The 24,980-nt window shown below is 65.3% G+C and carries 24 protein-coding genes and 1 pseudogene; 9 read left to right on the plus strand and 16 right to left on the minus strand.

The window, feature by feature from the left end:
• Window positions 1–11 precede the first annotated feature (11 nt).
• The 3 genes and pseudogenes from GGD61_RS40825 to GGD61_RS32980 form a co-directional block, all read right to left on the minus strand.
• On the minus strand, window positions 12–1,004 hold the full coding sequence (locus GGD61_RS40825; RefSeq protein ID WP_244550769.1) for a sensor domain-containing diguanylate cyclase: 993 nt from the start codon (window positions 1,002–1,004) through the stop codon (window positions 12–14).
• Between the two features lie 73 nt (window positions 1,005–1,077).
• Window positions 1,078–1,692: pseudogene (locus GGD61_RS41510) on the minus strand (PAS-domain containing protein); the annotation flags it as partial.
• A gap of 135 nt (window positions 1,693–1,827) precedes the next feature.
• Window positions 1,828–2,700: a hypothetical protein gene (locus GGD61_RS32980; protein WP_092261344.1), complete on the minus strand. Its 873-nt coding sequence runs from the start codon at window positions 2,698–2,700 to the stop codon at window positions 1,828–1,830.
• A gap of 213 nt (window positions 2,701–2,913) precedes the next feature.
• On the opposite strand from GGD61_RS32980, the gene GGD61_RS32985 reads away from it, so the two are divergent.
• Window positions 2,914–3,159 (plus strand): hypothetical protein, encoded by a 246-nt coding sequence (locus GGD61_RS32985; RefSeq protein WP_092261343.1) that lies wholly within the window; start codon window positions 2,914–2,916, stop codon window positions 3,157–3,159.
• A 9-nt stretch (window positions 3,160–3,168) separates the two neighbouring features.
• On the opposite strand, the gene GGD61_RS32990 is transcribed toward GGD61_RS32985, so the two are convergent.
• The gene (locus GGD61_RS32990) at window positions 3,169–4,104 is read right to left on the minus strand and encodes an alpha/beta hydrolase (protein ID WP_092261342.1); all 936 of its coding nucleotides are present in this window, start codon (window positions 4,102–4,104) and stop codon (window positions 3,169–3,171) included.
• Between the two features lie 219 nt (window positions 4,105–4,323).
• On the opposite strand from GGD61_RS32990, the gene GGD61_RS32995 reads away from it, so the two are divergent.
• On the plus strand, window positions 4,324–5,211 hold the full coding sequence (locus GGD61_RS32995; protein ID WP_092261341.1) for a branched-chain amino acid aminotransferase: 888 nt from the start codon (window positions 4,324–4,326) through the stop codon (window positions 5,209–5,211).
• Window positions 5,212–5,338: 127 nt separating this feature from the next.
• On the opposite strand, the gene GGD61_RS33000 is transcribed toward GGD61_RS32995, so the two are convergent.
• Together GGD61_RS33000 and phaR are read right to left on the minus strand one after the other, a co-directional pair.
• Entirely contained in the window at window positions 5,339–5,956 is a 618-nt protein-coding gene (locus GGD61_RS33000) for a trans-aconitate 2-methyltransferase (protein ID WP_092261340.1), read from the minus strand.
• A gap of 189 nt (window positions 5,957–6,145) precedes the next feature.
• A complete protein-coding gene (gene phaR / locus GGD61_RS33005; protein WP_092261339.1) occupies window positions 6,146–6,742 on the minus strand; it encodes a polyhydroxyalkanoate synthesis repressor PhaR in 597 nt (198 codons plus the stop codon).
• Window positions 6,743–7,062: 320 nt separating this feature from the next.
• On the opposite strand from phaR, the gene GGD61_RS33010 reads away from it, so the two are divergent.
• The 3 genes from GGD61_RS33010 (at window position 7,063) to GGD61_RS33020 (ending at window position 10,204) form a co-directional block, all read left to right on the plus strand.
• Window positions 7,063–8,241 (plus strand): acetyl-CoA C-acetyltransferase, encoded by a 1,179-nt coding sequence (locus tag GGD61_RS33010; RefSeq protein ID WP_026202376.1) that lies wholly within the window; start codon window positions 7,063–7,065, stop codon window positions 8,239–8,241.
• A 253-nt stretch (window positions 8,242–8,494) separates the two neighbouring features.
• Complete coding sequence (gene phbB / locus GGD61_RS33015) at window positions 8,495–9,220, plus strand: acetoacetyl-CoA reductase (RefSeq protein WP_018320526.1); 726 nt, start codon at window positions 8,495–8,497, stop codon at window positions 9,218–9,220.
• Between the two features lie 114 nt (window positions 9,221–9,334).
• Window positions 9,335–10,204: a DMT family transporter gene (locus GGD61_RS33020; RefSeq protein WP_092261338.1), complete on the plus strand. Its 870-nt coding sequence runs from the start codon at window positions 9,335–9,337 to the stop codon at window positions 10,202–10,204.
• Between the two features lie 49 nt (window positions 10,205–10,253).
• Here GGD61_RS33020 and GGD61_RS33025 read toward each other — a convergent pair whose 3' ends face one another.
• Both GGD61_RS33025 and gloB read right to left on the minus strand, forming a co-directional pair.
• Window positions 10,254–10,676, minus strand: coding sequence for a cupin domain-containing protein (locus GGD61_RS33025; RefSeq protein WP_092261337.1), 423 nt, complete (start codon window positions 10,674–10,676; stop codon window positions 10,254–10,256).
• A gap of 23 nt (window positions 10,677–10,699) precedes the next feature.
• Window positions 10,700–11,467, minus strand: coding sequence for a hydroxyacylglutathione hydrolase (gene gloB / locus GGD61_RS33030; RefSeq protein WP_092261336.1), 768 nt, complete (start codon window positions 11,465–11,467; stop codon window positions 10,700–10,702).
• 108 nt (window positions 11,468–11,575) lie between these two features.
• On the opposite strand from gloB, the gene GGD61_RS33035 reads away from it, so the two are divergent.
• Complete coding sequence (locus GGD61_RS33035; RefSeq protein ID WP_092261335.1) at window positions 11,576–12,322, plus strand: methyltransferase domain-containing protein; 747 nt, start codon at window positions 11,576–11,578, stop codon at window positions 12,320–12,322.
• 90 nt (window positions 12,323–12,412) lie between these two features.
• On the opposite strand, the gene GGD61_RS33040 is transcribed toward GGD61_RS33035, so the two are convergent.
• Both GGD61_RS33040 and prmC read right to left on the minus strand, forming a co-directional pair.
• The gene (locus GGD61_RS33040) at window positions 12,413–13,201 is read right to left on the minus strand and encodes a DUF4167 domain-containing protein (protein ID WP_018320531.1); all 789 of its coding nucleotides are present in this window, start codon (window positions 13,199–13,201) and stop codon (window positions 12,413–12,415) included.
• A gap of 377 nt (window positions 13,202–13,578) precedes the next feature.
• Complete coding sequence (prmC, locus tag GGD61_RS33045; RefSeq protein ID WP_183231897.1) at window positions 13,579–14,559, minus strand: peptide chain release factor N(5)-glutamine methyltransferase; 981 nt, start codon at window positions 14,557–14,559, stop codon at window positions 13,579–13,581.
• A 90-nt stretch (window positions 14,560–14,649) separates the two neighbouring features.
• On the opposite strand from prmC, the gene GGD61_RS33050 reads away from it, so the two are divergent.
• Window positions 14,650–15,075, plus strand: coding sequence for an HIT domain-containing protein (locus GGD61_RS33050; protein ID WP_018320533.1), 426 nt, complete (start codon window positions 14,650–14,652; stop codon window positions 15,073–15,075).
• A 26-nt stretch (window positions 15,076–15,101) separates the two neighbouring features.
• On the opposite strand, the gene GGD61_RS33055 is transcribed toward GGD61_RS33050, so the two are convergent.
• The 4 genes from GGD61_RS33055 to GGD61_RS33070 all read right to left on the minus strand — a co-directional run bounded on the left by GGD61_RS33055 (window position 15,102) and on the right by GGD61_RS33070 (window position 19,961).
• On the minus strand, window positions 15,102–15,800 hold the full coding sequence (locus GGD61_RS33055) for an ABC transporter ATP-binding protein (protein ID WP_183231898.1): 699 nt from the start codon (window positions 15,798–15,800) through the stop codon (window positions 15,102–15,104).
• The gene (locus GGD61_RS33060; protein WP_183231899.1) at window positions 15,797–17,635 is read right to left on the minus strand and encodes an ABC transporter permease subunit; all 1,839 of its coding nucleotides are present in this window, start codon (window positions 17,633–17,635) and stop codon (window positions 15,797–15,799) included. The genes GGD61_RS33055 and GGD61_RS33060 overlap by 4 nt, the downstream gene beginning before the upstream one ends.
• 11 nt (window positions 17,636–17,646) lie before the next feature.
• Window positions 17,647–18,522, minus strand: a complete 876-nt coding sequence (locus tag GGD61_RS33065) for a branched-chain amino acid ABC transporter permease (protein ID WP_026202378.1) — start codon at window positions 18,520–18,522, stop codon at window positions 17,647–17,649.
• Between the two features lie 104 nt (window positions 18,523–18,626).
• A complete protein-coding gene (locus GGD61_RS33070) occupies window positions 18,627–19,961 on the minus strand; it encodes a substrate-binding protein (RefSeq protein WP_092261331.1) in 1,335 nt (444 codons plus the stop codon).
• Window positions 19,962–20,213: 252 nt separating this feature from the next.
• Here GGD61_RS33070 and GGD61_RS33075 point away from each other — a divergent pair, with 252 nt between their 5' ends.
• Both GGD61_RS33075 and GGD61_RS33080 read left to right on the plus strand, forming a co-directional pair.
• Window positions 20,214–20,831, plus strand: coding sequence for a hypothetical protein (locus tag GGD61_RS33075; RefSeq protein WP_183231900.1), 618 nt, complete (start codon window positions 20,214–20,216; stop codon window positions 20,829–20,831).
• Window positions 20,832–20,952: 121 nt separating this feature from the next.
• Window positions 20,953–21,423, plus strand: coding sequence for a MarR family winged helix-turn-helix transcriptional regulator (locus GGD61_RS33080; RefSeq protein WP_183231901.1), 471 nt, complete (start codon window positions 20,953–20,955; stop codon window positions 21,421–21,423).
• Between the two features lie 8 nt (window positions 21,424–21,431).
• Here GGD61_RS33080 and prfA read toward each other — a convergent pair whose 3' ends face one another.
• Together prfA and ptsP are read right to left on the minus strand one after the other, a co-directional pair.
• On the minus strand, window positions 21,432–22,517 hold the full coding sequence (prfA, locus tag GGD61_RS33085) for a peptide chain release factor 1 (protein ID WP_018320540.1): 1,086 nt from the start codon (window positions 22,515–22,517) through the stop codon (window positions 21,432–21,434).
• Window positions 22,518–22,574: 57 nt separating this feature from the next.
• On the minus strand, window positions 22,575–24,842 hold the full coding sequence (gene ptsP / locus GGD61_RS33090; RefSeq protein ID WP_018320541.1) for a phosphoenolpyruvate--protein phosphotransferase: 2,268 nt from the start codon (window positions 24,840–24,842) through the stop codon (window positions 22,575–22,577).
• Window positions 24,843–24,980 lie beyond the last annotated feature (138 nt).

Raw genomic sequence — 24,980 nt, forward strand, 5'->3', positions numbered from 1 at the left:
GCGTCCTTCGATCACTCCGCCGCCTTGCTTGCGGGCGGCGGGGGCGCGAAGGCGATGCAGCGGTTGCGGCCTTCGGCCTTGGCCTGGTAGAGCGCATGATCGGCCGCGCCCATCAGCGCGTCGATCCCGGACATGCTGACGGTGGCCTCGGCGATGCCGATGCTCACGGTGAGGCCGAACTGAATCTCACCGGCGATGATTTGCGCGCTCATCACGCGCTTGCGGATGCGATCCGCCACGGTCCTTGCACGAGACAGGCTGGTCTCGGGCAGCAGCACCGCGAACTCCTCGCCACCGATGCGGCCGACGATGTCCGACTTGCGCTTGCCGTCGAGGCACGCCGCCGCAACAGCCCTGATCGCGGCGTCGCCCACGGCATGGCCGTAGCGGTCGTTGACCGACTTGAAGTGGTCGATGTCGAGCATCAGCACCGAGACGGAGCGATAATAGCGCTGAAACCGGCTCCATTCCGCATCGAGGTTCTCGAGGAAATGGCGGCGGTTGTAGAGGCCGGTGAGCGGGTCGGTGGTCGCGAGCGTCTCCAGCATCGCGGCCTTTTCCGTCAGGTCGGTGATGTCGACATAGGTCAGCATGCGGCCGCCGTTCGACATCGTGGTGCAATGGGCCCTGATGCGCCTTCCGTCCGGCGTCTGCAAATCGCGCACATGGTCGCCGGCCATGACCTCTGCGACGCGCCGCGCCGGAAATCTCGCGAGCTCGTTCGTCGGAAGATTGGGCGCGCTGGCGCGGTGCAGGCGTCGCACGAGCGACGAATAGGCCGGCCGGTCCGCGGCCTCGGCTTCACTGACCTCCCAGAAGCGCCGCATGCGCCGGTTCATGAAGGTGGCGTGCAGGTCGGGGTCGAGAAGCAGCACCCCGTCCTGAACATTCTCCAGCGCATCCCGCAGCAGCTTCAGCTCGTCCGAGGCGCGCACGATGTCGGTGACGGGGGTATAGGTCAGCATGCGTCCGCCATCGGGCAGGGGCGTGACCTGGACGCGCACGACATCGCCATTGCCGGCGCAGATCGATCGGCGTTGGATCGCCCGCCTCGATCACCCGGACGCGTTCCGCCACCAGGGCATCGAGCTCGGGGTCGGGCACCTCATAGGCGCCGGTGTCACGACCGTGATGGAGCAGCGTGAGGATGGATGGATTGCTGTCGGCGACCTCGTCAGGCAGGCGCCACATCTGGCGAAACGACCGGTTGATGAGGCGCGCCCTGAGGCTGGAATCCAGCAACACGATGCCGGTCGGCACATGATCGAGCGCGGCACGCAGCGCCAGCATCTGGCTGCGCATCAGCGCATTGGACGAGCGCCCGCGCTCCTCGCCGGCGATGCGCTCGACGCTGCCCGATTGCTCGAAGGCGACGCCGACCTGACGGTCCGATCGCCAGATCACGCGGCAGGTCAGGATCTCGCGCCCCGCGAGCCTGAGCTGGAAGCGCTCGGGCACCCCGAGGCCGCTCTCCATTTCGAGCGTCGCCGCCTCCTCGGTCAGCCGGCGCACGACGCAATCGATCGACGACTGGCCGAAATTGAAGAAGATCTCTCCAGCAAGCAACGTCCGTTCCGGGACCAAATGGGACACTCGCAGCCTCCCGCGTGACTCCGGCCCAGTCTGTCGCAAGCATATTGCCGAGAGGTAACTGGATGGGCACTCTGACGAGAGGACCGACGTGTAGCCCATGGCCCGGGAGGACCGCGGGCGGCCGCGCGGCGAATGCGAAAGTCCTTCATCGTCAATGCCGGGGCTATTGCGACCGCTGTACCGATGCCAGGAAAATGGGAGATTCGGTTTACCTGCTATCCACCATGATCCCAGTCAGTTCCGGACCGCATAGAGCGGCGTCCGCAAGGTCACCTGGTAGGACGGCTTCGGCATCCACGCGATCTGCGCGGTGATGCCGAACAGGCGGTTGTCGTTGTCGTCCATGCGATCGAGGTCGAGCCGCAGGAACGGTTGCGTGAAGGGCTCCGCCAGCGTCCGGCCCGCGAGCTGCGCGCCTCCGAACGATTGCATGCCGAGGCGTCCGGTGAACTTCCAATTGCTCGGCCATTGGTAATAGCCGCCGGCATAGACGATCGTGTTCGGCCGAATGCTGGCGAACGGGCTGGCGACGGCGGTGTAAGTGTATTGCATGCCGGCGAGCCAGCCCCGCGTCTCGTCCTCGTCGAGCGCGTAGTCGAATTCCAGGATGTTGTTCAATGAATTCGTCATGCCCTGATCGTTCGGCACCGACTGCGTCAGGGTCGATTGCAGCGTGATGGTCGGGATCGTTCCGCCATTCTGCTGATAGAGGTCGGCCTGCACGCCGATGTTCCAGCTCGTGATGTCGAACGCCGACCAGCCGCCGCCGATGTCGGTCGTCGAGCCCGACACGCCGCCATAAAGCGAGACGCGGTCGTTGACGTCGACGGTCAGCGGCAGGTCGACGGCAATCGATTTCGCGGCCGGCAAGCCGTTCGGCAGCGTTGCGCCGCTGCGCACCGCCAGGGCTTCGAGCGCAGCCGACAATGACGTGGTGCCGAAGCCGAGCCCGAGCGTGCCTGCCGGGATCGACGCATAGGTCGTGCGCAGATCCAGATAAAGGTTCGGGACCGCTGGCTTCGCCGGCCCGTCCTCTTCATCTTCGGCGGCGAAGACGGCGCTGGCCGAAACCATCAGGCAGGCCAGTCCCATCGCGACAGCGCGCAAGGTCGGGCGATACGATGGGCTGCGATGGGACACGTGACAATCCGGCGCGCGGGGACTGTATGGCGAAATCGTGTGCTAGATGGAACGTGATCGTTCCAATGGTCAAGCGCTATCCGCAAACCATGGACTGCATCGATAGGCGCGGCTACCTTGTCGCGATTGCACCGACTCGCTCGGCGGCCGGAGGAGGCCGGACAATGGAGGACGACAGCCATGACCACGTCACGCCGCATCCTGCTCGCCGGAATGGCGGGGCTCGCCGTCGCTCCGACCGCTGCCGTGGCCGCATCTGCGCCAGTGCCCGATGACACGACGGTTGCCGAAGAGCGCTTCGCGCGCATGATCGCCGCGGCGCATGCGCCCGACGTCACCTGCGCCCGGCAGGCCGAACGTTATGCGGACGCCCATTGGCCTGACTATGTTGTGGCAGCCAGGGCCGTTATCGATGCGCGCGCCTGATCCGCGCTCTTACCTCGCAACCGCTCGTCGCACCTGCTCGCCGATCTGCGACAGCACCAGCTGCGCCTGCGGCAGGATCGCGCCCATGGCGTGGAAATTGTGAACCATGCCGTCGTGGCAGACATGCTCGACAGCGACGCCTGCGGCGAGCAGCTTGCGGGCATAGGCATTGCCTTCATCGCGCATCGGGTCGTACTCGGCCGTGTGGATGATCGCGGTCGGCAGACCCGTGAGCCGTGTTGCCCGCAAGGGAGACACGCGGGGATCGGCGGTGTCGATGCCGTCAGGCAGATAGTCGGCAAGATCTGCCTCGATCGTGACGCGGTCGATCAGATGGCCCTCGGCAAAGGCCTCGCGTGAGGGCGAGGTTTCCTCGAAATCCAGCACCGGGCAGATCAGGCATTGCGCGGCGATGGCGAGGCCGGCGGTCTGCGCCGCCTCCTGACACACGATGGCAGCGAGCGTTGCACCGGCGGAATCGCCGCCCACCACCAGACGGTCCGCATCGATGCCGAGCGATGCGGCCTCGCGCGCAACCCATTCGGTGGCGGCAATCGCGTCGTCGACGGCGGCTGGGAATTTGTGCTCCGGCGCGAGCCGGTAGTCGACCGAGACGAGGCGGCAGCCGGTGGCATGCGCCAGCGCCGCCGCGATGCGATCATGCGTGGCAATGCCGCCGGCGACGAGGCCGCCGCCATGGAAGAATACGAAGCCCGGCGCGCGCTCATCGGCATTTGCAGGCGTGTAGAGCCGATAGGGCAGTTCGCTGGCGCGACCGGGCAGCATACCGTCGCGCGCCGTCACATCCGGCGCATCGGTGCGTGCGAACTGCATCAGCTTCGCCAGCGATTGCCGCCGCGCCTCCACGCTCGGCCGGCCCCCCGCCCGCGGCGAAGCCGCAGCCATCATGGTCAACAAGCGCTTTGCGAGCGGATCGAGCGACATGGATCTTCCCTTCTCCCCTTGTGGGAGAAGGTGGCGCGTAGCGCCGGATGAGGGGTTTTCTCCGCAGATGAGATCGCGGATATTTACCCCTCACCCGTCTCGCCGCTACGCGGCGAGCCACCCTCTCCCACAAGGGGAGAGGGTAACTCACCTCATCCCCGCAGCAAATCGTTTAGGAATTGGGACAATAGTGCGGGGATATGCAAGGGGAGGCCTGATATGGCCGAGATCAGGAAGCCGATCGAATATTCGCCGAGCTGGACCTTCTTCGAGGGCAAATGGCACGACGGCAATGTGCCGATCATGGGCCCGCGCACGCATGCAGCCTGGCTCGGCTCGATCGTGTTCGACGGTGCACGCGCGTTCGAGGGTGTTGCGCCCGATCTCGACCGTCATGTCGCCCGTGCCAATCAATCCGCGATCAATTTTGGCCTGAAGCCGGTGGTCGACACCGGCACCTGGCTCACGCTTGCGAATGAGGGCATTGCGCGCTTTGCGGCCAATGCCGAGCTCTACGTCCGTCCGATGTATTGGGCGGAGAACGGCTCGGGCGGCGGCGTGCTGTTCGACCCCGAGACCACCAATTGGTGCCTCTGCATCTACGAGGCGCCGATGCCCAAACCCGTCGGCAACGCCATCACCCTGTCGCCGTTCCGCAGGCCCACCGCCGAATGTGCGCCGGTCGAGGCGAAGGCGGCCTGCCTCTACCCCAACAATTCGCGCGCGCTCGCGGAAGCTGCGTCCCGCGGCTTCCAGAACGCGCTGATGCTCGACATGCTCGGCAACGTCGCCGAGTTCGGCAATTCCAACGTGTTCATGGCCAAGGACGGCGTGGTCTATACGCCGGTGCCGAACGGCACGTTCCTAAACGGCATCACGCGCCAGCGCGTCATCACCCTGCTTCGCGGCGACGGCGTCACCGTGGTCGAGAAGACGCTGCGCTATGCCGACTTCCTGGCTGCCGACGAGATCTTCTCGACCGGCAATTTCGCCAAGGTCGCCCCGGTGATCCGCATCGACGAGCGCGAGCTGAAGCCGGGCCCGTTCTACACCAAAGCGCGGAAACTCTATTGGGACTTCGCGCATGCGGTGAAGCTGGCGGCGTAGCTGCCATTGACTCCGCTGTCATCGCCCGACTTGATCGGGCGATCCAGTATTCCAGAGCCAGTTGTGATTTCTCGATAAGCCGCGGCGTACTGGATGCCCCGGTCAAGCCGGGGCATGACACCCGTTTCTAAAGGCTTCGCTTAAACCGGCTGAACTGAAACGCCTGCATCGAATTCCACGGCGTGTGATGCGTCTCGCGTCGCGTCTCGACCAGCTCGAACTCCGGCCCGAGCTCTGCAGCAAGGCTGGCGCTGTCATGGCGTTGCACCGGCAAGCCGCTGCATCTCTCCGGACCATCGGGTGCAAAGGTCGCAATGATGATCTGGCCGCCGGGCGCAATCGCGGATCGCAGCCGCTCGACATAAGCCGCCCTGTCGCGGGGCTCGGTCAGGAAGTGAAAGGCCGCGCGGTCGTGCCACACATCGTAAATCCTGGCCGGCCGCCAAGCCGTGGCATCGGCGATGATCCAGTCGACCGCGGAAGAGGCCTGACCGATTCGTGTCTTCGCCACGTCGAGCGCGTTGGCGGAGAGGTCCAGCACGGTGAGATCGCGATATCCGTCTTGAAGAAGAGCGTCGACCAGTCGCGAAGCGCCCCCGCCGATATCGATGATCGCCGCGTCATGATCCGGATTGGCCGCGCGGATCATGTCGTGCGAGATCGTCGGGCTGTCCTGAAACCAGCTGACCTCGGTCTCGCCCTTGGTGGCGTAGACGTTGTCCCAATGCATGGTGCGATCGGACATGGCGCGCTCCGTGCGTGTCAAGCCGTCATCCTGAGGCGCCGGAGCGGAGCGGCGGCCTCCAGCGACAACGGCTTCGCCGTTGCGCGGGGATGACTGGGCTAAAGCCGGTGAGGAAGAAATGGTAGGCGCGCGCGAAATTGCCAATCGCGCGCCCGCCGCGGGCGGACGCGCTGGTCGGCGCGAAAGGTCCTACTCGTCCTTCTTCGACATGCGCTCGAGGCGCTCCTGCATGTCCTTCATCTGCTGGCGCAAATCGTCGATGTTGCTGTCCTTCGGCGCCTCGGCGTTCGCGTCGGGCTCCGGCTCCGTGCTGGTCGCCGGACGGCCCGCATTCGGAGCAAACGGCTTGAACATCGAGAAGGTCTGCTGGAACAGCTCCATGTTACGGCGGACTTGTTCTTCCAGAGGAGCAAAAGGAGTGCCGGACAGGGTGTTGGCGATCTGCTTGCGGAACTTCTCTTGCTCCTGGGTCAGGGTCGCGATCGACTGCTCCAGATATTTCGGCACCACCATCTGCATGCTGTCGCCGTAGAAGCGGATGAGCTGGCGCAGGAAGGTGGTCGGGAGCAGGTTCTGGCCGGCCTTGTTCTCCTGCTCGAAGATGATCTGGGCGAGCACGGAGCGGGTGATGTCGTCGCCGGTCTTGGCGTCATAGACCAGGAAATCTTCGCCATCCTTGACCATCGCGGCAAGGTCTTCCAGCGTGACGTAGGTACTCGTCCCGGTATTATAGAGCCGGCGGTTCGCGTATTTCTTGATGGTTGTGGGTTGGTCTGATTTCGCCATGGGCTCTCACTTGCAAGGAACGCGGAGAACGGGAACCCGGCGGGCTATGCCGCAGGGCGGGAAGAGTACGCAACGCAACAAAATAAGCATTTTCAAAGGGCTCACGCTACCGTTTTGTGCGGCACGGTTAATCGCAGAGCAAAATCTTGCTTGCGAAAGCGCCAAGAACGCTATTTTGAATGCGCTGCGGCATGAATTCGGTCGCCGGCCGATTGACATGCCTCAACGACGTTAACAGGATGGCTGACGAGACTGGCGAGCCGTTTTCTCAAAGCCCCGCCTGCCCCCTTTCAAGAAACCTCAAGCCTCAGGAGATGCCCATGTCAGACGATGTCGTCATCGTCAGCGCCGCCCGCACCCCGGTCGGAAGCTTCAACGGAGCGTTCGCGACCCTTCCCGCCCACGATCTCGGCGCCGTCGCCATCAAGGCCGCGCTGGAGCGCGGTGGCATCGAGCCCGGCCGGGTCTCGGAAGTCATCATGGGACAGATCCTGACCGCCGCCCAAGGCCAGAACCCGGCCCGCCAGGCCTCGATCGCCGCCGGTATTCCGGTGGAGAGCCCGGCCTGGGGCGTCAACCAGCTTTGCGGCTCGGGCCTGCGCACGGTCGCGCTCGGTTACCAGGCGCTGCTCAACGGCGATTCCGAAATCGTCGTCGCCGGTGGCCAGGAATCCATGAGCATGGCCCCGCACGCCCAGTATCTGCGTGGCGGCGTCAAGATGGGTGCCGTCGAGTTCGTCGACACCATGATCAAGGATGGCCTGTGGGACGCCTTCAACGGCTACCACATGGGCAACACCGCCGAGAACGTCGCACGGCAGTGGCAGATCACCCGCGCCCAGCAGGACGAGTTCGCGGTCGCCTCGCAGCAGAAGGCCGAAGCGGCGCAGAAGGCCGGCAAGTTCAACGACGAGATCGTCCCCGTCACCATCAAGACCCGCAAGGGCGACATCGTCGTCAGCGCCGACGAATATCCGCGTCATGGCGCCACGCTCGACGGCATGGCCAAGCTCAAGCCGGCCTTCGAGAAGGACGGCACGGTCACCGCGGGCTCGGCATCCGGCATCAATGACGGCGCCGCCGCCGTGGTGCTGATGACCGCCAAACAGGCCGCCAAGGAAGGCAAGAAGCCGCTCGCGCGGATCGTGTCCTGGGCGCAGGCCGGCGTCGATCCGAAGATCATGGGCTCCGGCCCGATCCCGGCCTCGCGCGCCGCGCTGAAGAAGGCCGGCTGGAATGTCGGCGATCTCGACCTGATCGAGGCCAACGAGGCCTTCGCGGCCCAAGCCTGCGCCGTCAACAAGGATCTCGGCTGGGACACCTCCAAGGTCAACGTCAACGGCGGCGCGATCGCGATCGGTCATCCGGTCGGCGCGTCCGGCGCACGCGTGCTGGTGACGCTGCTGCACGAGATGCAAAAGCGCGATTCGAAGAAGGGCCTCGCCACGCTGTGCATCGGCGGCGGCATGGGCATCGCAATGTGCATCGCGCGCGACTGAAGATAGCTGACGCGTAGCTTACGCGCGGTTTGCGCGTGCGCTGCACACGTCAGTGAGTGCGTTGCACGCGACTAAAAAGGCAGCGGTTGCAAATCAAATATTCTTCGCAATCTTGCATGCCTCGACTAAATCCAAACGCCCGGCTCAACGCCGGGCGTTTTGTTCTTGATGTCCGTCAAACCAACCGCATAATCCAACGTTAAAAAACAATCGCTTCAGAAACGTCCGAAGAGTCCAAGGGAAGGAATACGACATGGCACGTGTTGCATTGGTCACGGGTGGTACGCGGGGCATCGGTGCTGCGATCAGCAAGGCACTGAAGGCGGCGGGATACAAGGTTGCGGCGAGCTATGCCGGCAACGATACGGCGGCGGAGAAGTTCAAGGCCGATACCGGCATCGCCGTCTACAAATGGGACGTCAGTAGTTTCGATGCCTGCGCCGAGGGCGTGAAGAAGGTCGAGGCCGATCTCGGGCCGATCGAGGTGCTCGTCAACAATGCCGGCATCACCCGCGACACCGCCTTCCACAAGATGACGCTGGAGCAGTGGAACGCGGTCATCAACACCAATCTTGGCTCGCTCTTCAACATGACGCGCCAGGTCATCGAGGGCATGCGTTCGCGCAAGTTCGGCCGCATCATCTCGATCTCGTCGATCAACGGCCAGAAGGGGCAGTTCGGTCAGGTCAATTATTCCGCGGCGAAGGCCGGCGACATCGGCTTCACCAAGGCGCTCGCGCTGGAGAATGCCAAGGGCGGCATCACCGTCAATGCGATCTGCCCCGGCTACATCAACACCGAAATGGTGCAGGCGGTGCCGAAGGACGTCCTGGAGAAGAACGTGATCCCGCAGATCCCGGTCAGCCGGCTCGGCGAGCCCGAAGAGATTGCCCGCGCGGTCGTGTTCCTGGCGGCTGACGAGGCCGGTTTCATCACGGGCTCGACGATGACCATCAATGGCGGCCAATATCAGGCCTGATAGGGCGCCAGGTCTTCAGGTCAAAAGCCTGTAGCTTCAGGCGCGACAAGGCGATAGTGAAGACGACAATGCCCGGCCTCGTGCCGGGCATCGTTGTCCTCAGAGCCTTCGTCAATGACCCCGCGCACAGCCACGCTGATCGGATTGACCGCGATCCTGATGTGGTCGCTGCTGTCGGTAATGACGGTGGCGACTGGAAGGATCCCGGCGTTCCAGCTCGCCGCGATGACCTTCGCGATCGGCGGCCTGGTCGGCCTGTTCACCTGGATCGGCCGCGGCGAGGCGGCGAAGAGCCTGCGTCAGCCGCTGGCCGTCTGGGCCGTCGGCGTCGGCGGCCTGTTCGGCTATCACGCACTGTATTTTCTCGCGCTGCGCTTTGCGCCGCCGGCCGAAGCCGGCCTGCTGAATTATCTGTGGCCGCTGCTGATCGTGCTGTTCTCGTCCTTCCTGCCGGGCGAGCGGCTCGCGCCTCATCACATCATCGGCGCGGTGCTCGGCCTCGTCGGCACCGTGCTGCTGTTCGCCGGCAACACCTCCGGCTTCGCGGCCGGGCAGGTGCCGGGATTGGCCGCGGCCTTCATCGCTGCGTTCGTCTGGGCGGCCTATTCGGTGCTGTCGCGCCGGCTCAAGGCCGTTCCGACCGATGCGGTCGCTGGATTCTGCCTGGCCACCGCCGTGCTTGCCGCGCTGATGCACGGCCTGCTCGAGACCACCGTCTGGCCGGAGACCACGCTGCAATGGCTCTCGGTGATCGCGCTGGGCATCGGTCCCGTCGGTGCCGCGTTCTACGCCTGGGACATCGGCATGAAGCGCGGTGACATCCGCGTGCTCGGCGCCGCCTCCTACGCGACGCCGCTGCTCTCGACCGGCTTCCTCATCGCCGCCGGATTTGCCAAGGCCAGCGCCAACATCGCCATTGCCGCAATCCTGATTGCCGGCGGCGGCCTGATTGCGGCGAAGGATATGGTGCTGCGGAAGCGATGATCATTCCGGGCTCGATGCTGCATGCGATGCCCCGAAATGTCAGTTGGCCCTACGGCTCCCAGCCCTGCGGCGCGAGCTCGAAGCCTGCGAACTCGAACGCCGGGGCCACGGTGCAGCCGACCAGCGTCCACTCGCCCGTCGTCTCCGCCGATTGCCAGGCCTGTGCCGGCACGATCGCCTGCGGCCGGTCTCCATTCGCAAGGTCAGTGCCGAGCCGCACATGGTGCTGCGAGCAGCCGTCATGGGCGATGCGCAGCATCAAGGGACTGCCGGCGTAATAGTGCCACGTCTCGACCGCATCGACGCGATGCCAGTGCGAACGCTCGCCGCGTGCCAGCAGGAAGTAGATCAGGGTCGAGCGCGAACGCCCGTTGGCATCAGTGGTCTGGTCGCGAAATGTCTCGCGATAATGGCCGCCCTCGGGATGCGGACGGAGTTCGAGGCGCGCGATGATCTCGGCTGCAGTCGGCATCGATTCCAGTCAGGATTTGTTCTTCAGGACTTGTTCTTGCGCTCGCGCAGCTCGCCGAACACCGCGGCGGCATCCGCGCCCTTCATGTGCAGCCTCGCCGCGACCTGCGGCTCATCGGCGCGCAGGAACACGTTGGCCCGCTTCTCGTCGCCAAGCAGCGTGGGAATGGTCGGCTTGTTCTCGGCCCGGAGCCTCGTCACCTCCGCTGCGCGCGCCTGGAGCGCCGCATTGTCGGGATCGACGGTGAGCGCAAACTTGACGTTGGAGGCCGTGTATTCGTGGCCGCAATAGAGCTTGAAGTCGTCGGGCAGGGCACGCAGCTTCAGAAGCGAATCCCACATCATCGGATAGGTGCCCTCGAACACGCGGCCGCAGCCGATCGAGAACAGCGTGTCGGCGGCGAACACCGTCTTCTCGGTGTCGAACACGTAGGAGATGTGGTCGAGCGTGTGACCCGGCGTCTCCAGCACGCGCGCCAGCAAATTGCCGATCTTGACGACGTCGGCATTGGCGACACGCAGATCGACGTCCGCAATCTTCGTGGTCTTGTCGTGCGGCGCGACGACGCGGCATTTGTATTTCTGCTTGAGTTCGGCGACCCCGCCGACATGATCGCCGTGATGATGGGTGATCAGGATGTCGGTGAGCTGCCAGCCCTCGCGCTCCAGCGCCGCCAGGATGGGGCCGGCCTCAGGCGCGTCGATCGACGCCGTCGCCTTGGTTTCCACATCGTGGATCAGATAGCCGAAATTGTCGTTTAAACAGGTGAAAGTACGAATTTCGGCGGCCATGTCATCTCCATCGGGCTCAGCCCCGCCAGACAAATATGGCGTTAACGTTGCGCAGGCAATGCAATATTCCGCGCGCGGCGGCGGTCTCGTGCATGTTACATTGCCGTCATGACCATCGACGTCGTCGACCTCCGCGAGTTCTATTCCCGCCGCCTCGGGATCGTGGCGCGGCAAATGATCAATCGCGGCATCAGGGAACGCTGGCCGAGGGCGGCAGGCCAGCGCGTGCTCGGCCTCGGCTATCCCACGCCCTATCTGGGGTTGTTCCGCGAAGACGCCGAGCGCTGCCTCGCCTTCATGCCGGCGGCCCAGGGCGTCCTGAAATGGCCCACGGGACGGCCGGCGCTGGCCTCGCTGGTCGACGAATTCTCGCTGCCGCTCCCCGACGCCGCGGTCGACCGCATCCTGCTGGTCCACGCGCTGGAGATGTCGGACGATCCGGCCGCGCTGCTGCGCGAGGTATGGCGCGTGCTGTCGCCGTCCGGGCGCGTGATCGCGGTGATCCCGAACCGGCGCGGGGTGTGGACCCGTACCGACAGCACGCCGTTCGGTCACGGCCGGCCCTATTCGCGCTCGCAGATCACCGACCTGCTGCGCCAAACCTGGTTCACGCCGACCGCCTGGGGCGAGGCGCTGTTCATGCCGCCCTATGCCGGCGGCTGGGTGCTGAAATCGGCGCAGATGTGGGAGCGCGCCGGTGCGGCATTGTCGCTGCCCTTTGCCGGCGTCCATATCGTGGAGGCGACCAAGCAGGTCTACCGCGCGATCCCTGCCAAGCGCGAGCGGGCACGGCTGATTCCGTCGCTCGCGAAGCCCGTGCTGGTCCCGTCCTCGACGACGGCGACGCGCAGCTAGGTCACAAGCGTTGTCGCGACCGGTGGTCGTCAAAAACAAAATCGTCCCGGCGAGGCCGGGACGATTCCAGATCAGTCGATCAGAAGAGACTTACTCGCTGGGCGCAAGATCATCGCCGGATGCGGCTGGAGCTGCTTCGCGCTCGGGGCGCGGGCCATGCGGCCGGCGCCGCCGGCGCGGATAGCGTTCGCCACCGCCGGCTCCGCCCTCGAAACCGGCCTGGCCGCCATTCGCGCCGCCATTCACCTGCGGCTGCGCGCCGGTGATGAAGGAGGGCAGGCGATCGACGCTGCCGGCGTCGGTGACGACGGGCTGCGGCTGATTCTGCGGTTGCGGCTGGGGCTGATATTGCGGCTGCGGGCGATGGTCGCGCTCGCGGTGCTCGCGCGGCTGCTGCTGATCGCGCTGATAGGGCTGGTTGTCGCGCTGCTGATGATCACGCTGATGATGATCGCGCTGGCCGTCGCGGTCGCGCGCGAAGGGCTGCTGCTGTTGCGGCTGCGGGACGAAGCCCGGCTCCTGGCCGAAATTCGAGAAATTCTCGCCGTCGTCGTCGCCGTCGTCGCTATTGCTGCTGATCGGCTCGTCACCGCGCGGCTGCTGGTTCTGGCGGAACTGTTCCTGGGCCGCGGCGATCAGGCGGAAATAATGCTCGGCGTGCTGGTAGTAGTTCTCGGCTGCAACGGGGTCGCCGGAGGAGCGCGCGTCGCGTGCGAGCTGGAGATACTTTTCAGCGATGTGCGAGGCGGTGCCGCGGATCTTGATGTCGGGTCCGTTGGACTCGTAGACCCGGGTCATCGGGTTCTGGCTGCGCCGGTTGTTGTTGTTATTGTTATTGTTGCGGTTGCGCATCCGCTGCTTGTTCTGACCGTTTCTCATGTCCTGCCTTTAATTCCAGCCCTAAACGTTGCACGCATTACTGATTGCCAGGAGTGACCTGGTGACAGCGGTTCACATCGCTCGCGCGCACCGCGCGCAAGAGCGGATCGAACCCTGCCGATGTTCGTCGACCGTCGCGTTCAACAAGGACGCGTTCCCCACCCGCCAGCACTGATCGCCAGCGAACCCATTCATTTTGCCTGCCGAAACAAGCCCAGCTGTGTTGCGTAAGTCTTCAAGCGCAATATCAGGCTTTCGTTCACTTTTGCGGTCGGAGAGCAGCGCAGCTCCACTGGCTATCGCGCTTCACAGGACCTGCGGCTTGGAACCTTTATCAGTAAAGCTCTCGCCCGAGAGCCCGGCTTTCGCCCGTAGGTCTACGGGGCCGGCACCGATGTGTTGATCGGAACGTAGTCGTTCCCAAGGGATATTCCAAGAGCTTTTTGCAAGCCAATCCGGCTTTTATGGGGCATTTTTCGGGCCGAAACGGCCCGCGGAATGCCCGCCAGGTCGGCCTTGGGTGGCCTGTCCACCGTTAACGCGCCAGCTATCATCAAGGTTTCAATATTTCTGGCCTGCCCCTGTCCGGCCTCGACGATCAGCGCTCCGCCAGGGGCGAGACGCTCGGCCGCCTGCGGGATGAGAGCGCGATAGGCGTCATATCCGTCATTGCCGCCGTCGAGCGCCAGATGCGGATCGTGGTCGCGCACCTCGATGCTCAGTCTCGGGATTTCGGCGGAGGGAATGTAGGGCGGGTTCGAGACGATGAGGTCAAACGGGCCGCGCAGCGCCGTCAGATAGGAGCAGGCGACGAAGCCGGCGCGGCCGGCGAGGCCGAGGGCGGCCGCATTGTCGCGCGCCGTATCGAGCGCCGTCGGGCTGACATCGGTACCGACGCCGAACGCGTCGGGAATCTCCCACAGCAATGCGAGCAGGATGGCGCCCGATCCGACGCCGATATCGGCGATTCGCGGGCGCCGGCCCGATATCGCCAGCTCGCGGAAGATCTCGAGCGCCAGTTCGACGACGGTCTCGGTATCCGGCCGCGGTACCAGCGTCGCCTCGGACAACCGCAACGGCATGCCCCAGAAGTCTCGCACGCCGAGAATGCGGGCGACCGGCTCATGCGCGAGCCGGCGTTGCGCGTATCGTTCGAGCTGCGTGGTCTCCTCAGGCGTGAGTTGTCGCGATGCCTGCGTCACCATGCCGGTCAGATCGAGCTCCAGCGCGGCGCCGACGAGCAGGCGCGCATCGAGGGCCGCCTCCTCGATGCCGGCCGCTTGCAGCCGTGCCGCAAGCGCGCGCCGGGCACTCTCGACATTATGTCCGGGATAGATATTTGTCGCCAATGGAGCCATCCTGCCTGGCATCGTGGATAGATCGGCCGGCTCGCTTGCGTCAACGGAAAGGAGCGCGTTTGATCGCGCCTCGCAAGCGTGGAGGGGTCCATGACGGCCTATGACGATCAGAACGTCTTCGCAAAGGTCCTGCGCGGCGAGATTCCCTGCTTCGAGGTTTTCAGGGACGAACGCAGCCTGGCCTTCCTCGACATCATGCCGCGCGCGCCCGGGCACACGCTGGTGATTCCGCGGGCGCCGGCGCGCGGCATCCTGGATATTGCGGAGGACGATCTTGCCGCCGTCGCCCGGACGGCCAAGCGAATCGCGATTGCGGCGATGAAGGCGTTTGACGCGGAGGGTATCATCCTCCAGCAGTTCAGCGAGCCGGCCAGCGGGCAGGTGGTGCTTCACCTGCACATGCACGTCATGCCTGTCAGGGCCGGCGTCGACCTCTTGCCGGCGCAGACGCGCAAGGAAGATATGGCTGTGCTCGCCGATCATGCCAAACGGATGATCGCAGCGCTCGGCGGCTGAACCTGACAGCCGAGCTCGGCGGCCGACTAAACGCCGAGGTAGCGCTGCAGCAGCTCCGGCTGGGCCTTGAGCTCCTGCGCCGGACCCTCGTGCACGATGTGGCCGTTGTTGATGATGTAGATCCGGCTCGCCAGCGCCAGCGTCGCAGCCAAATTCTGCTCGACCAGCACGATGGTCTGGCCGGCCGCCGCCAGCTCCCGGCAGGCCTTGACGAGATCGTGGACGATGACGGGCGCGAGCCCCTCGAACGGCTCGTCCAGCAGCACGATCTTGGGATCGCGCACCAGCGCCCGCGCAATCGCGAGCATCTGCTGCTCGCCGCCGGAGAGCTCGGTGCCGCGGTTGTTGCGTCGCTCCTTCAGCCGCGGAAACATCTCGTAGATGCGGTCGAGCGGCCAGCGTTTCGGCGCGGTGAACCCGGCAAGGACGATGTTTTCCTCCACCGACAGGCTGCCGAAGATGCGCCGCTCCTCGTGCACGAGCTGCATGCCGGCCTGCGCGATTCTGTGGCTCCTGCGTCCGGCGATTTCGATGCCGTCGAATTTCACGCTGCCGCTGTGCGGCGTCACGACGCCCATCAGGCTCTTCAGAGTCGTGCTCTTGCCGGCGCCGTTGCGGCCGAGCAGCGCCACCACCTCGTGACGTTCGACGTGCATGGCGACGTCGAACAGGATGTGGGAATCCCCATAATAGCTGTTCAGGCCGTTGACCTCGATCAGGCTCATGCGGCGATCTCCCCGTGCACGCCGCCGAGATAGGCTTCCTGCACCGCGGCGTTGGTCCGGATTTCCTCCGGCGTGCCGTCGAGCAGCACCTTGCCCTCCTGAAGCACCGTGACGCGCTCGACCAGCTCGAACAGCGAATCCATGTCGTGGTCGATGATGATCATGGTGCGGCCGCGCGCGATCGATTTGAGCAGCTTGACGGTCTCGACCCGCTCGCGCGGGCTCATGCCCGCGAGCGGCTCGTCGAGCAGCAGCAGGCGCGGCGAGGTCGCGAGCGCGAGCCCGATCTCGAGCCGGCGCTTCTCGCCATAGGCGAGTTCGGCGACCGGCGTGTCGGCGCGGCGGGTCAGGTTGACCAGCGCCAGCGTATGCTCCACCTGCTCGGTCAGGCCTTTGACGCTGGAGAGCTTGCGGAAGAGATCGAGGCGGAACTTGCCGCGCAGCTCGGCGAGCGCGGCGATCGTCAGGTTCTGCCGTACCGTCAGCCCGGTGAAAAGCTGGTTGACCTGGTAGCTCTTGGTGAGCCCGAGCTGGCAAACCTCGGCGACCTTCAACCCCGTGATGTCGCGTCCCTCGAACACGATCTGGCCGGAGGTCGGCGCGATCTCGCAGGTCAGCATCTTGAAGAAGGTCGATTTGCCGGCGCCGTTGGGGCCGATGATGCCGCGCAGCTCGCCCTGATTGACACTGAAATCGATGTCGCTGTTGGCGACGAGGCCGCCATAGCGCTTGGTGAGGCCGGTGGCTTTCAGGATCGGCCCGGAATAAGCGGGGTGCGCGACCTCCTTGGCCTGCATCGGCGCGGGCGCTAGGTGCAGTGTCGTCTCAGTGTCCGGCTCGGCCTCCGTATCGCTCCGCTTACGCCTGCCGGAGAGGAGGCGATAAAGGTCCGCAAGACCGCCGATGATGCCGCCGCGCAGGAAGCAGACCAGCAGCACGAACACGACGCCAAGCACCAGCTTCCAGGCGGCACCCAAGCCCAGCGCGGATTGCAGGAAATCCTGGAGGAAGAGCCAAACGGTCGCGCCGACCAGAGGCCCGAACAGCGTGCCGCGGCCGCCAATGGCGGTCTGCATCACGAGCTGGCCGGACGTGTCGAAGGTGAACGCGTCGGGTGGCATGAAGGCCTGGAGCACGCCGAGCAGGCCGCCGGCAAACCCCGCATAGGCCGCTGCGATCACGAAAGCAGTCAGCTTGTAGCCATGGATGTTGTGGCCGACCGCGGTGGCGCGCAGCGGATTGTCGCGGATCGCGCTGAAAATGGCGCCGACCGGCGAGCGCACGATCCTCAGCCCGATGATGACGCCGATGAAGTAGCACAGCGCGATGAATTGATAGAGCGACCAGCCATTGGTGAAGTGGAGGGTGGTGAAGCCGAGATTGAAGCTCGGCGTTGGCACGCCCGGCAGGCCGTTTTCGCCGCCGGTGAAGTCGGAGAGCGGATTGAACTCGACGAAGAAAAACACTTCCGCGATCGCGACCGTGATCATGGCGAAGTAGATGCCGGTGCGGCGGAGCGCGATCAGGCCGATCAGATAGCCGGTCGCGGCCGCCGCGATCATGCCGATGATCAGCGCGCCCAGCACGTTGCCGAAGCCGGCGCGGGTCAGGAGGTAGGCCGCGACGAAGCCGCCGGTGCCGTAGAAAGCGGACTGGCCGAACGACAGCAGGCCGGTGAATCCGAACAGGATGTCGAAGCCGAGGCCGAACAGGCCCCAGACCAGGATCCGGTTCACGGTGTTGGGCGCGAAGCCGAGATGGGGCAGCACGAAGGGGGCCACGATCAGGCCGATCGCCGTCAGTGTCTCGATCAGGAAGGGGCGTTGCTTGAGCATCAGGAGATCACTTACTCGCGGCCCTGGACGCCGAGCAGGCCATGCGGTCGCACCACGAGCACGAGCGTCATTGCCGCAAACAGCATCACATAGGCGTAGCCGGGGTTGAACATGGAGGTGACGCTGATGATCTCGCCGGCGATCAGGCCGCCCAGGATGGCGCCTGGGAACGAGCCGACGCCGCCGATCACCACCACCACGAAGGTCTGGACCAGGATGTCGTCACCGATGCCCGGTGTCAGCGACACCACCGGCGCGTTGACGATGCCGGCAAAACCGGCGGCCATCGCGCCGATGCCGAACACCACCATGAAGACCCGGTAGACATTGATGCCGAGCGAATCCACCATCACGGAGTCCTCGATGCCGGCCCGCACGATCATGCCGAGCCTTGTCCGGTAGAGGATGATGAACAGCGCGCCGAGCGCGATCGCGACGATGCCGACCACCGCGAGGCGGTAGGTCGGATAGAACATGAAGCCGAGATTGGTGATGCCCTGGAATATCGCCGGCGGCGGGACCAGCTGCGACTGGCTGGAGAAGATCAGCCGGATGATCTCGACGAAGCAGATGCCGAGCCCGAAAGTCACGAGCAACTGATCCTCGTGCGGCCGATGATAGAAATGGCGGATGATGACGCGTTCCATCGCAACGCCGAGCAGCATCACGAACAGCGAGCCGGCGATCACGGCGAGGATGAACGATTCCGTGTACTGGTAGGCGACGAATCCGGCATAGCCGCCGATCATGAACATCGCGCCATGCGCGAGGTTGAGCACGCCGAGCGTGCCGTAGATAATGGTCAGGCCGGAGCTGATCAGCGCGAGCAGCGCGCCGAGCGCGAGCCCGTTAAAGAGCTGCGAGACGAGGTTGGGCCAACTAATCATGCAGGGATCACGGTTGTGGCGGCGCGTTCCGGCGATGCGCAAAAAATGGGTGACGCCGCAGGAACCGGAAGCGACCTACGGCGTCACAGGGGGTTAGCGCGAGCTCAGCTGTAGTCGCCTGGATGGCAGCCGAAGGCGTCCGGCTTCTGCATCAAGCCTTCGCCCGGGACGACCTCGACCACATCGTACCAGTCTTCCTTGGTCTTCATGTCCTTCTGCTGCTTGCCCTTGACGATGATCACCGGGCGGACGCACTGATGGTCCTCGGGGCGGTAATGCACGTCGCCGACCAGGGACGGCAGCGTCTCGCCCTTCTCATAGGCCTTGATCACCTCGGGCGGGCTGAAGCTGCCGGCCTGCTCGCACATGCGGGCCCAGTGCGCGAAGCTGACATAGGCGTTCTCCGCGCCCCATTCCGGCTTGTAGCCGTACTTCTTCTCGAAGGCTTCGTTGAACATCTTGGCGAGCGGGAATTTGTCCTCGAGCGTCCACCAATAGTCGGTGGCGGCGTAGACGCCCTGCATCAGCCCGCCGGTCTCGCGCGCGATGAAGGGCACCTGGTAGGGGACGACCAGCTTCATCTTGTCGAGCACGCCGAACTGCTTGGCCTGCTGGGTAGACAGCACCGCGTCGTGGCCCCAGTTGACGTTGATCAGCACGTCGGCGCCGGAATTCGCGACGTTCAGCAGATAGGAGGAATAATCGGGCGCGCCGAGCGGCGCGACCTGGTTGGTGACGGTGGTCCAGCCGGCGGTCGCAAGAAAGTCCTGCATCGACTTGGTGACGGTGTGACCGTAGGTGTAATCAGGCGTGAGATACGCAGCCTTCTTGCCCTTGCCGAACTCCTTGACCATGACGGGGCCGATCGCCGCCGCCGCGGTCTGGCCGAAGAAGTTCTGGCGGAAGCCGTAGCGGACGCAGTCCTTGCCGGTGGTGTCGTTCGAGCCGGAGATGCCGCAGACGAAGATCACCTTCTCGCGCTGGGCGAGCTTGTTCAGCGCGACCGCAACGGCGCTCGAGGTGCCGCCGGTGATCATGATCGCCTTGTTCTCGCTGATGAAGCGTTGCTGCGCCTGCACCGCCTCGTTCGGCTTGGCCGCGGAATCCGCGACGCCGAATTTCAGCTCCTTGCCGAGCACGCCCTTGCTGGTCTTTGGCGAGATCTTCTTGATCAGGTCGTGACCGCTGTTGATGTGCTCGATCGCGAGTTGATAGCCCTTGAGCTCGTCCTCGCCCTGCACGGCATAGGTGCCGGTGCGCGGCACCGAGATGCCGATGAAGGCGGTGGAACCCGAAACGCCCGCGGGATAGGAGCCGATCGCCGGCTTGTCCTCGGCGAAGGCCGGCATCGCAGGCAGCACCGAGCCGCCGATGAGGCCTGCCGTGGTCTGGAGCAGGCCGCGGCGCGAGAGGCCACGGCGAATGAGATGGTCCGTCATGATCGTTTCCTCCGGATATCGTTCTTGTTTGCAGGCAAAAGACGACCTGTCCGGCGGCAACCGGCCTCGAAGGGCCTGCCTGCACCGGGCACGTCACATCCGCGTGTAGCTCCTGGACGTAAACATTGCTGGTGAACACCTTCTGTCAATTTCGCCTTTGGTCGAACGATGAAAATTATCGCGTGAAAACATATCGGATCACGATATATATTAGTCTTTGTGAGTACGAGATTGGCGGGTTCGGCGAGAGAGATGCCGCGGCAGACGACAGTAGCGGGTACCCGGAAGCGACGGTCCTGGCCGCAAGAAGCGGAGCGGCAGGAGGCGGCGTGGCCTGCCGGGGAGGGGAGCGACCAGCGCGCATCGCCGCAGTCCGGCGATGCCTCGCGCATCCCCGAGCCGCGTGGCCGGTCCGCCGGTCAGCGAGGGCCGGCCGTCGGCTCCGTTCAGGCCAAGCGCACGCCGGTGCCGATGCAGAGACTGAGCGTGCGTGCCCAGAATGTCCTGAAGGAGCTCGCGGTCGAGCTCACCGGCGAGCAGCCGCCGAAGGGGACCTGGTCGCCCTCGCGCGAGCTGCTGCTCGCGCTGACGGCGGAGCGGCTTGCGACGACGCGCAATTGCGGTCCTCACACCATGCGGGAGATCGTCGACTGGGCGCAGGGTTGCGGCGTGACCATCAAGCCGGTGATCCCGCCCGGCGGCTCGCTGTCGCAGATGTGGGGCGAGTTGATCACGAATGCATCCGAAGGCGCCTTGACCAGCGCCGAGATCGCCAGTGCACTCCAGCGCTCGATCAGGCGGAAGAGCGTTCGTATTCCGATCGCATTTCAGGTCATCCTGGTGAAGATCCTGCTCTCGAACTTCGAATAGCAGGGCTGCAAGACCCCCTATATTTGTGCATCTGCCAGGCCCGTCGGTGGTTCCGCCCGGCCTTCCTTGCTAGTCTCGACAGCGCCCGCTCCGCCGGCGGGCGGCGGTCGAAAGGCACGGAATGGCTGACGCGAAGCGGAAGACCGGACGCACGGCGCGCGCTGCGCCCTCGAGGGGCGGCGCGATGCGCGAGGCTGACTACGCGGCGCTCGCCCAATTCCGCTACCAGCTGCGCACCTTCCTCGCCTTCAGCGAGGCCGCGGCCCATAACGCCGGGCTGACGCCGCAGCAGCACCAGGCCCTGCTGGCGATCAAGGGGCTGGCCGACCCCAACGGCGCCAGCGTCGGCGACATCGCCGGCTTCCTCCTGATCCGGCACCATACGGCGGTGGAGCTGGTGGACCGCATGGCGAAGTTGAAGCTGATCGCTCGGGAGGCCGATCCCGAGGATGCAAGGCGCGTCCTGGTCAAGCTAACGGCCAAGGGTGAGCAGAAGCTGCGCTCGCTTTCGCGCATTCACCTGGACGAGCTGAGCGCCGCTGCACCCGCGTTGGGCAAGATCCTGCGATCGTTCCTGGCAAAGGTGCGCTGAGGCAGGGATCAGGCCGCCGCGCCCTGTGCGGCGAGCTGCGCGGCCTGGTGCTCGGTGGTCAGCGCGTCGGTCAACTCGCCGAGCGCTTCGCCTGCGATCACCTGCGGCAGCTTGTAGAGCGTCAGGTTGATGCGATGGTCGGTGACGCGCCCTTGCGGAAAATTGTAGGTGCGGATGCGCTCGGAGCGGTCGCCTGAGCCGACCTTCTCCTTGCGCTCGGCCGACCGTGCCGCATCGACGCGCTGGCGTTCGGCGTCGTAGATGCGCGAGCGCAGGATGTTCATGGCCGAGGCGCGATTCTTGTGCTGCGAGCGGCTGTCCTGCATCATCACCACGATGCCGGTCGGAATGTGGGTGATGCGGATCGCCGATTCGGTCTTGTTGACGTGCTGACCGCCGGCTCCTTGCGCGCGCATGGTCTCGATGCGCAAATCGTCGTTCTTGATGTCGACGTCGACGTCCTCGACCTCCGGCAGCACGGCCACCGTCGCGGCCGAAGTGTGGATGCGCCCCTGCGTCTCGGTGTCCGGCACGCGCTGCACGCGATGCACGCCGGATTCGAACTTCAGCTTCGAGAACGCGCCGCGGCCCTGCACCTCCGCGATGATTTCCTTGTAGCCGCCGACGGTGCCTTCGCTGGCCGAGATCACCTCGACCTTCCAGCCCTGCAAGGCAGCGAAGCGCTCGTACATCCGGAACAGGTCGCCAGCAAACAGCGAGGCCTCGTCGCCGCCGGTGCCGGCGCGGATTTCCAGCACCACGTTGCGGTCGTCCATGGCGTCCTTGGGCAGCAGCGCGACCCGGATCTTCTGGACCAGCTCCTCGATTTTCGGCGTCAGCTCGTCGCGTTCGGCTTCCGCCATGCTGCGCATCTCGGCGTCGGTCGCGGGATCGGCGATCAGCGCCTCGGTGTCGGCGAGCTCCTTGACCGCGGCACGATAGGCCTTCACCGCCTCGATCAGCGGGGTGATCTCGGCGAGCTCGCGCGTGATCTGCACATAGCGCTCGGAGGCGAGCTGCCCCAGCGATTCGGCCTCGAGAGAGGCATGATGTGCAAGGAGCACGTCCAGTTTGGCTTCGGGGAGTGACGACATCGGTTCAGTCTCAAATGGCGGAAGGAGGCGAGGCGGCAGGGAGCGGCGATAGGTCCGCTACAATGCCAGGCCTTCGGCCTCGGCAAATTCCGTCAGTTTCTGCCGGATCGAGACGCTGCCCGCCGGCGCGTCCAGGAGCGGGCCGAGCACGGCTTCGGCCTTCTTGGCATCGAGGTCGATGACCATGGCCTTGACGGGGCCGAGTGCGGTTGCCGACAGCGACAGCGAGCGGTAGCCCAGCGCAATCAGTGCCAGTGCGCCAAGCGGCTTGGACGCCATCTCGCCGCAGAGCGAGAGCGACTTCTTCGCCGCCTGTGACTTGCGTGCGATCTCGCGCAGCGCGCGCAGGATCGGCGCCGACATGGTGTCGAAGCGCTCGGAGACTTTTGCATTGCCGCGGTCGACCGCGAACAGGAACTGGAACAGATCGTTGGAGCCGACCGAGATAAAGTCGACCTTCTTCAGGAGCTCGTCGAGCTGATAGAGCAAAGCGGGCACCTCGACCATGGTGCCGATGTCGATACGCTCCGGCAGCGTATGGCCGTGCTGGCGCAGATAGGTGAGCTCGCGTTCGACCAGCGCCTTCGCCGAATCGAATTCGGCGACCTCCGAGATCATCGGGAACATGATGCGCAGCGCGCGGCCGCCACCGGCGCGCAGCAGCGCACGGATCTGGCCGCGCAGCAGGCCGGGACGATCGAGCCCGAGCCGGATCGCGCGCCAGCCGAGCGCGGGATTTTCCTCGATCACCGCTTCCATATAGGGCAGCGCCTTGTCGCCACCGATGTCGAGGGTGCGGAAGGTGACGGGCTTGGTGCCGGCCGCATCGAGCACGGTACGATACAGCGCCAGCTGGTCGCTGGTGCGCGGCAGGCTCTGGCCGACCATGAATTGCAGCTCTGTGCGGAACAGGCCGATGCCGGCGCTGCCGGTGTCCTCAATATGCGGCAGGTCGATGGCAAGACCTGCGTTGATCATCAGCTCGACCTTCTGGCCGTCCCTGGTGACGCAGGGCAGGTCGCGCAGCGCCAGATATTGCGCCTGGCGGCGGGCGCGGAAGCGCACGCGCTCGGCGAAGGCCGCCTCGACTTCCTGCGAGGGACGCACATAGATCGAACCGGAGGTGCCGTCGACGATGATGGCGTCGCCGGGATCGGCGATGCCGGGCGCGTTCGGCACCTCGCCAACGGCAGGAATGCCGAGCGCGCGCGCCACGATCGAGACGTGGGAGTTGGCGGTGCCTTCCTCCAGCACGATGCCGCGCAGGCGCTTGCGGTCATAGTCGAGCAGCGCCGCCGGGCCCATCGCGCGCGCGATGACGATCGCGTTGTCGGGCAGCTGCTCGCGCGAGGGCGCGTGGTCCTGGCCGACCAGCTGCCGCATCAGGCGGTAGCCGAGATCCTCGAGGTCGTGCAGCCGGTCGCGCAAGTAGGGGTCGGTCGAGCGCAGCATGCGCGCGCGGGTGTCGGACTGCACGCGCTCGACGGCGGCTTCCGCGGTAAGGCCGGTGGCGACCGCCTCATGCAGCTTGTGCGACCAGCCCTGGTCGTTGGCGAACATGCGATAGGCTTCCAGCACCTCGCGATGCTCGCCGCCCTCGGCGACGTCGCCGCGCTCCAGCATGCGGTCGAGATCGGCGCGGAGCTTGGCCAGCGCGGTGTCGAGCCGCTTGATTTCCTTGGGCAGGTCCTCGGCGATGTAGTCCTTGATGACGACGCGCGGCTCATGCAGCACGACATGGCCGAGCGCGATGCCCTCCGACAGGATGGCGCCGACCTTCTGCGCGGAATGGCGCGCCGCAGGCTCCTGGCCCGGCTGGGCCAGCGCGGAGAGCTCGCCGGAGGCGATCAGCTCGGCCAGCACCATGGCGGTGGTCTGCAACGCCTCGAGCTCTTCCTCGACATAATTGCGCTTGGCGCGGTTCTGCACCACCAGCACGCCGAGCGTGTTGCCGGCCCGCAGGATCGGCACGCCGAGGAAGGAGTGGTAGATTTCTTCGCCGGTCTCCGGGCGGAACGAGAAGGCCGGGTGGCTCTGCGCATCGCTCAAATTGAGCGGCGTCGCCTCGCTGGCGACGAGGCCGACCAGGCCCTCATGGGCGCTCAGCACGGTGTGGTGCACCGCCTCGCGGTTGAGACCTTCGGTGGCGTAGAGCTCCAGCGTGTTGTCGATGCGCAGCACGTAGACCGAGCACACCTCGGCCACCATGTTGGCGGCGATCAGCACCACGATCTTGTCCAGCCGCTCCTGGGCCGAGACCTGCTCCGCCATGGTTTCGCGGAGCCGTCTCAACAAGACGCGGGGACCTCCCGACGCGCTCCGCATGTCCCGTCAATCTCCTCCGTCTGCCCGGCCCGGCGGTATCGGCCGGCGGCTGGCCTAAAATTCCAGAAAAACAATCAAATTGTTTGTCCGGCGCCGGCACAAGCCCAAAATCCCCTTGAGATTTAGCGCCTGCACCGA

This window comes from Bradyrhizobium sp. SBR1B, from assembly GCF_014198205.1.
In the GTDB taxonomy this organism is placed as follows: Bacteria; Pseudomonadota; Alphaproteobacteria; order Rhizobiales; family Xanthobacteraceae; genus Bradyrhizobium.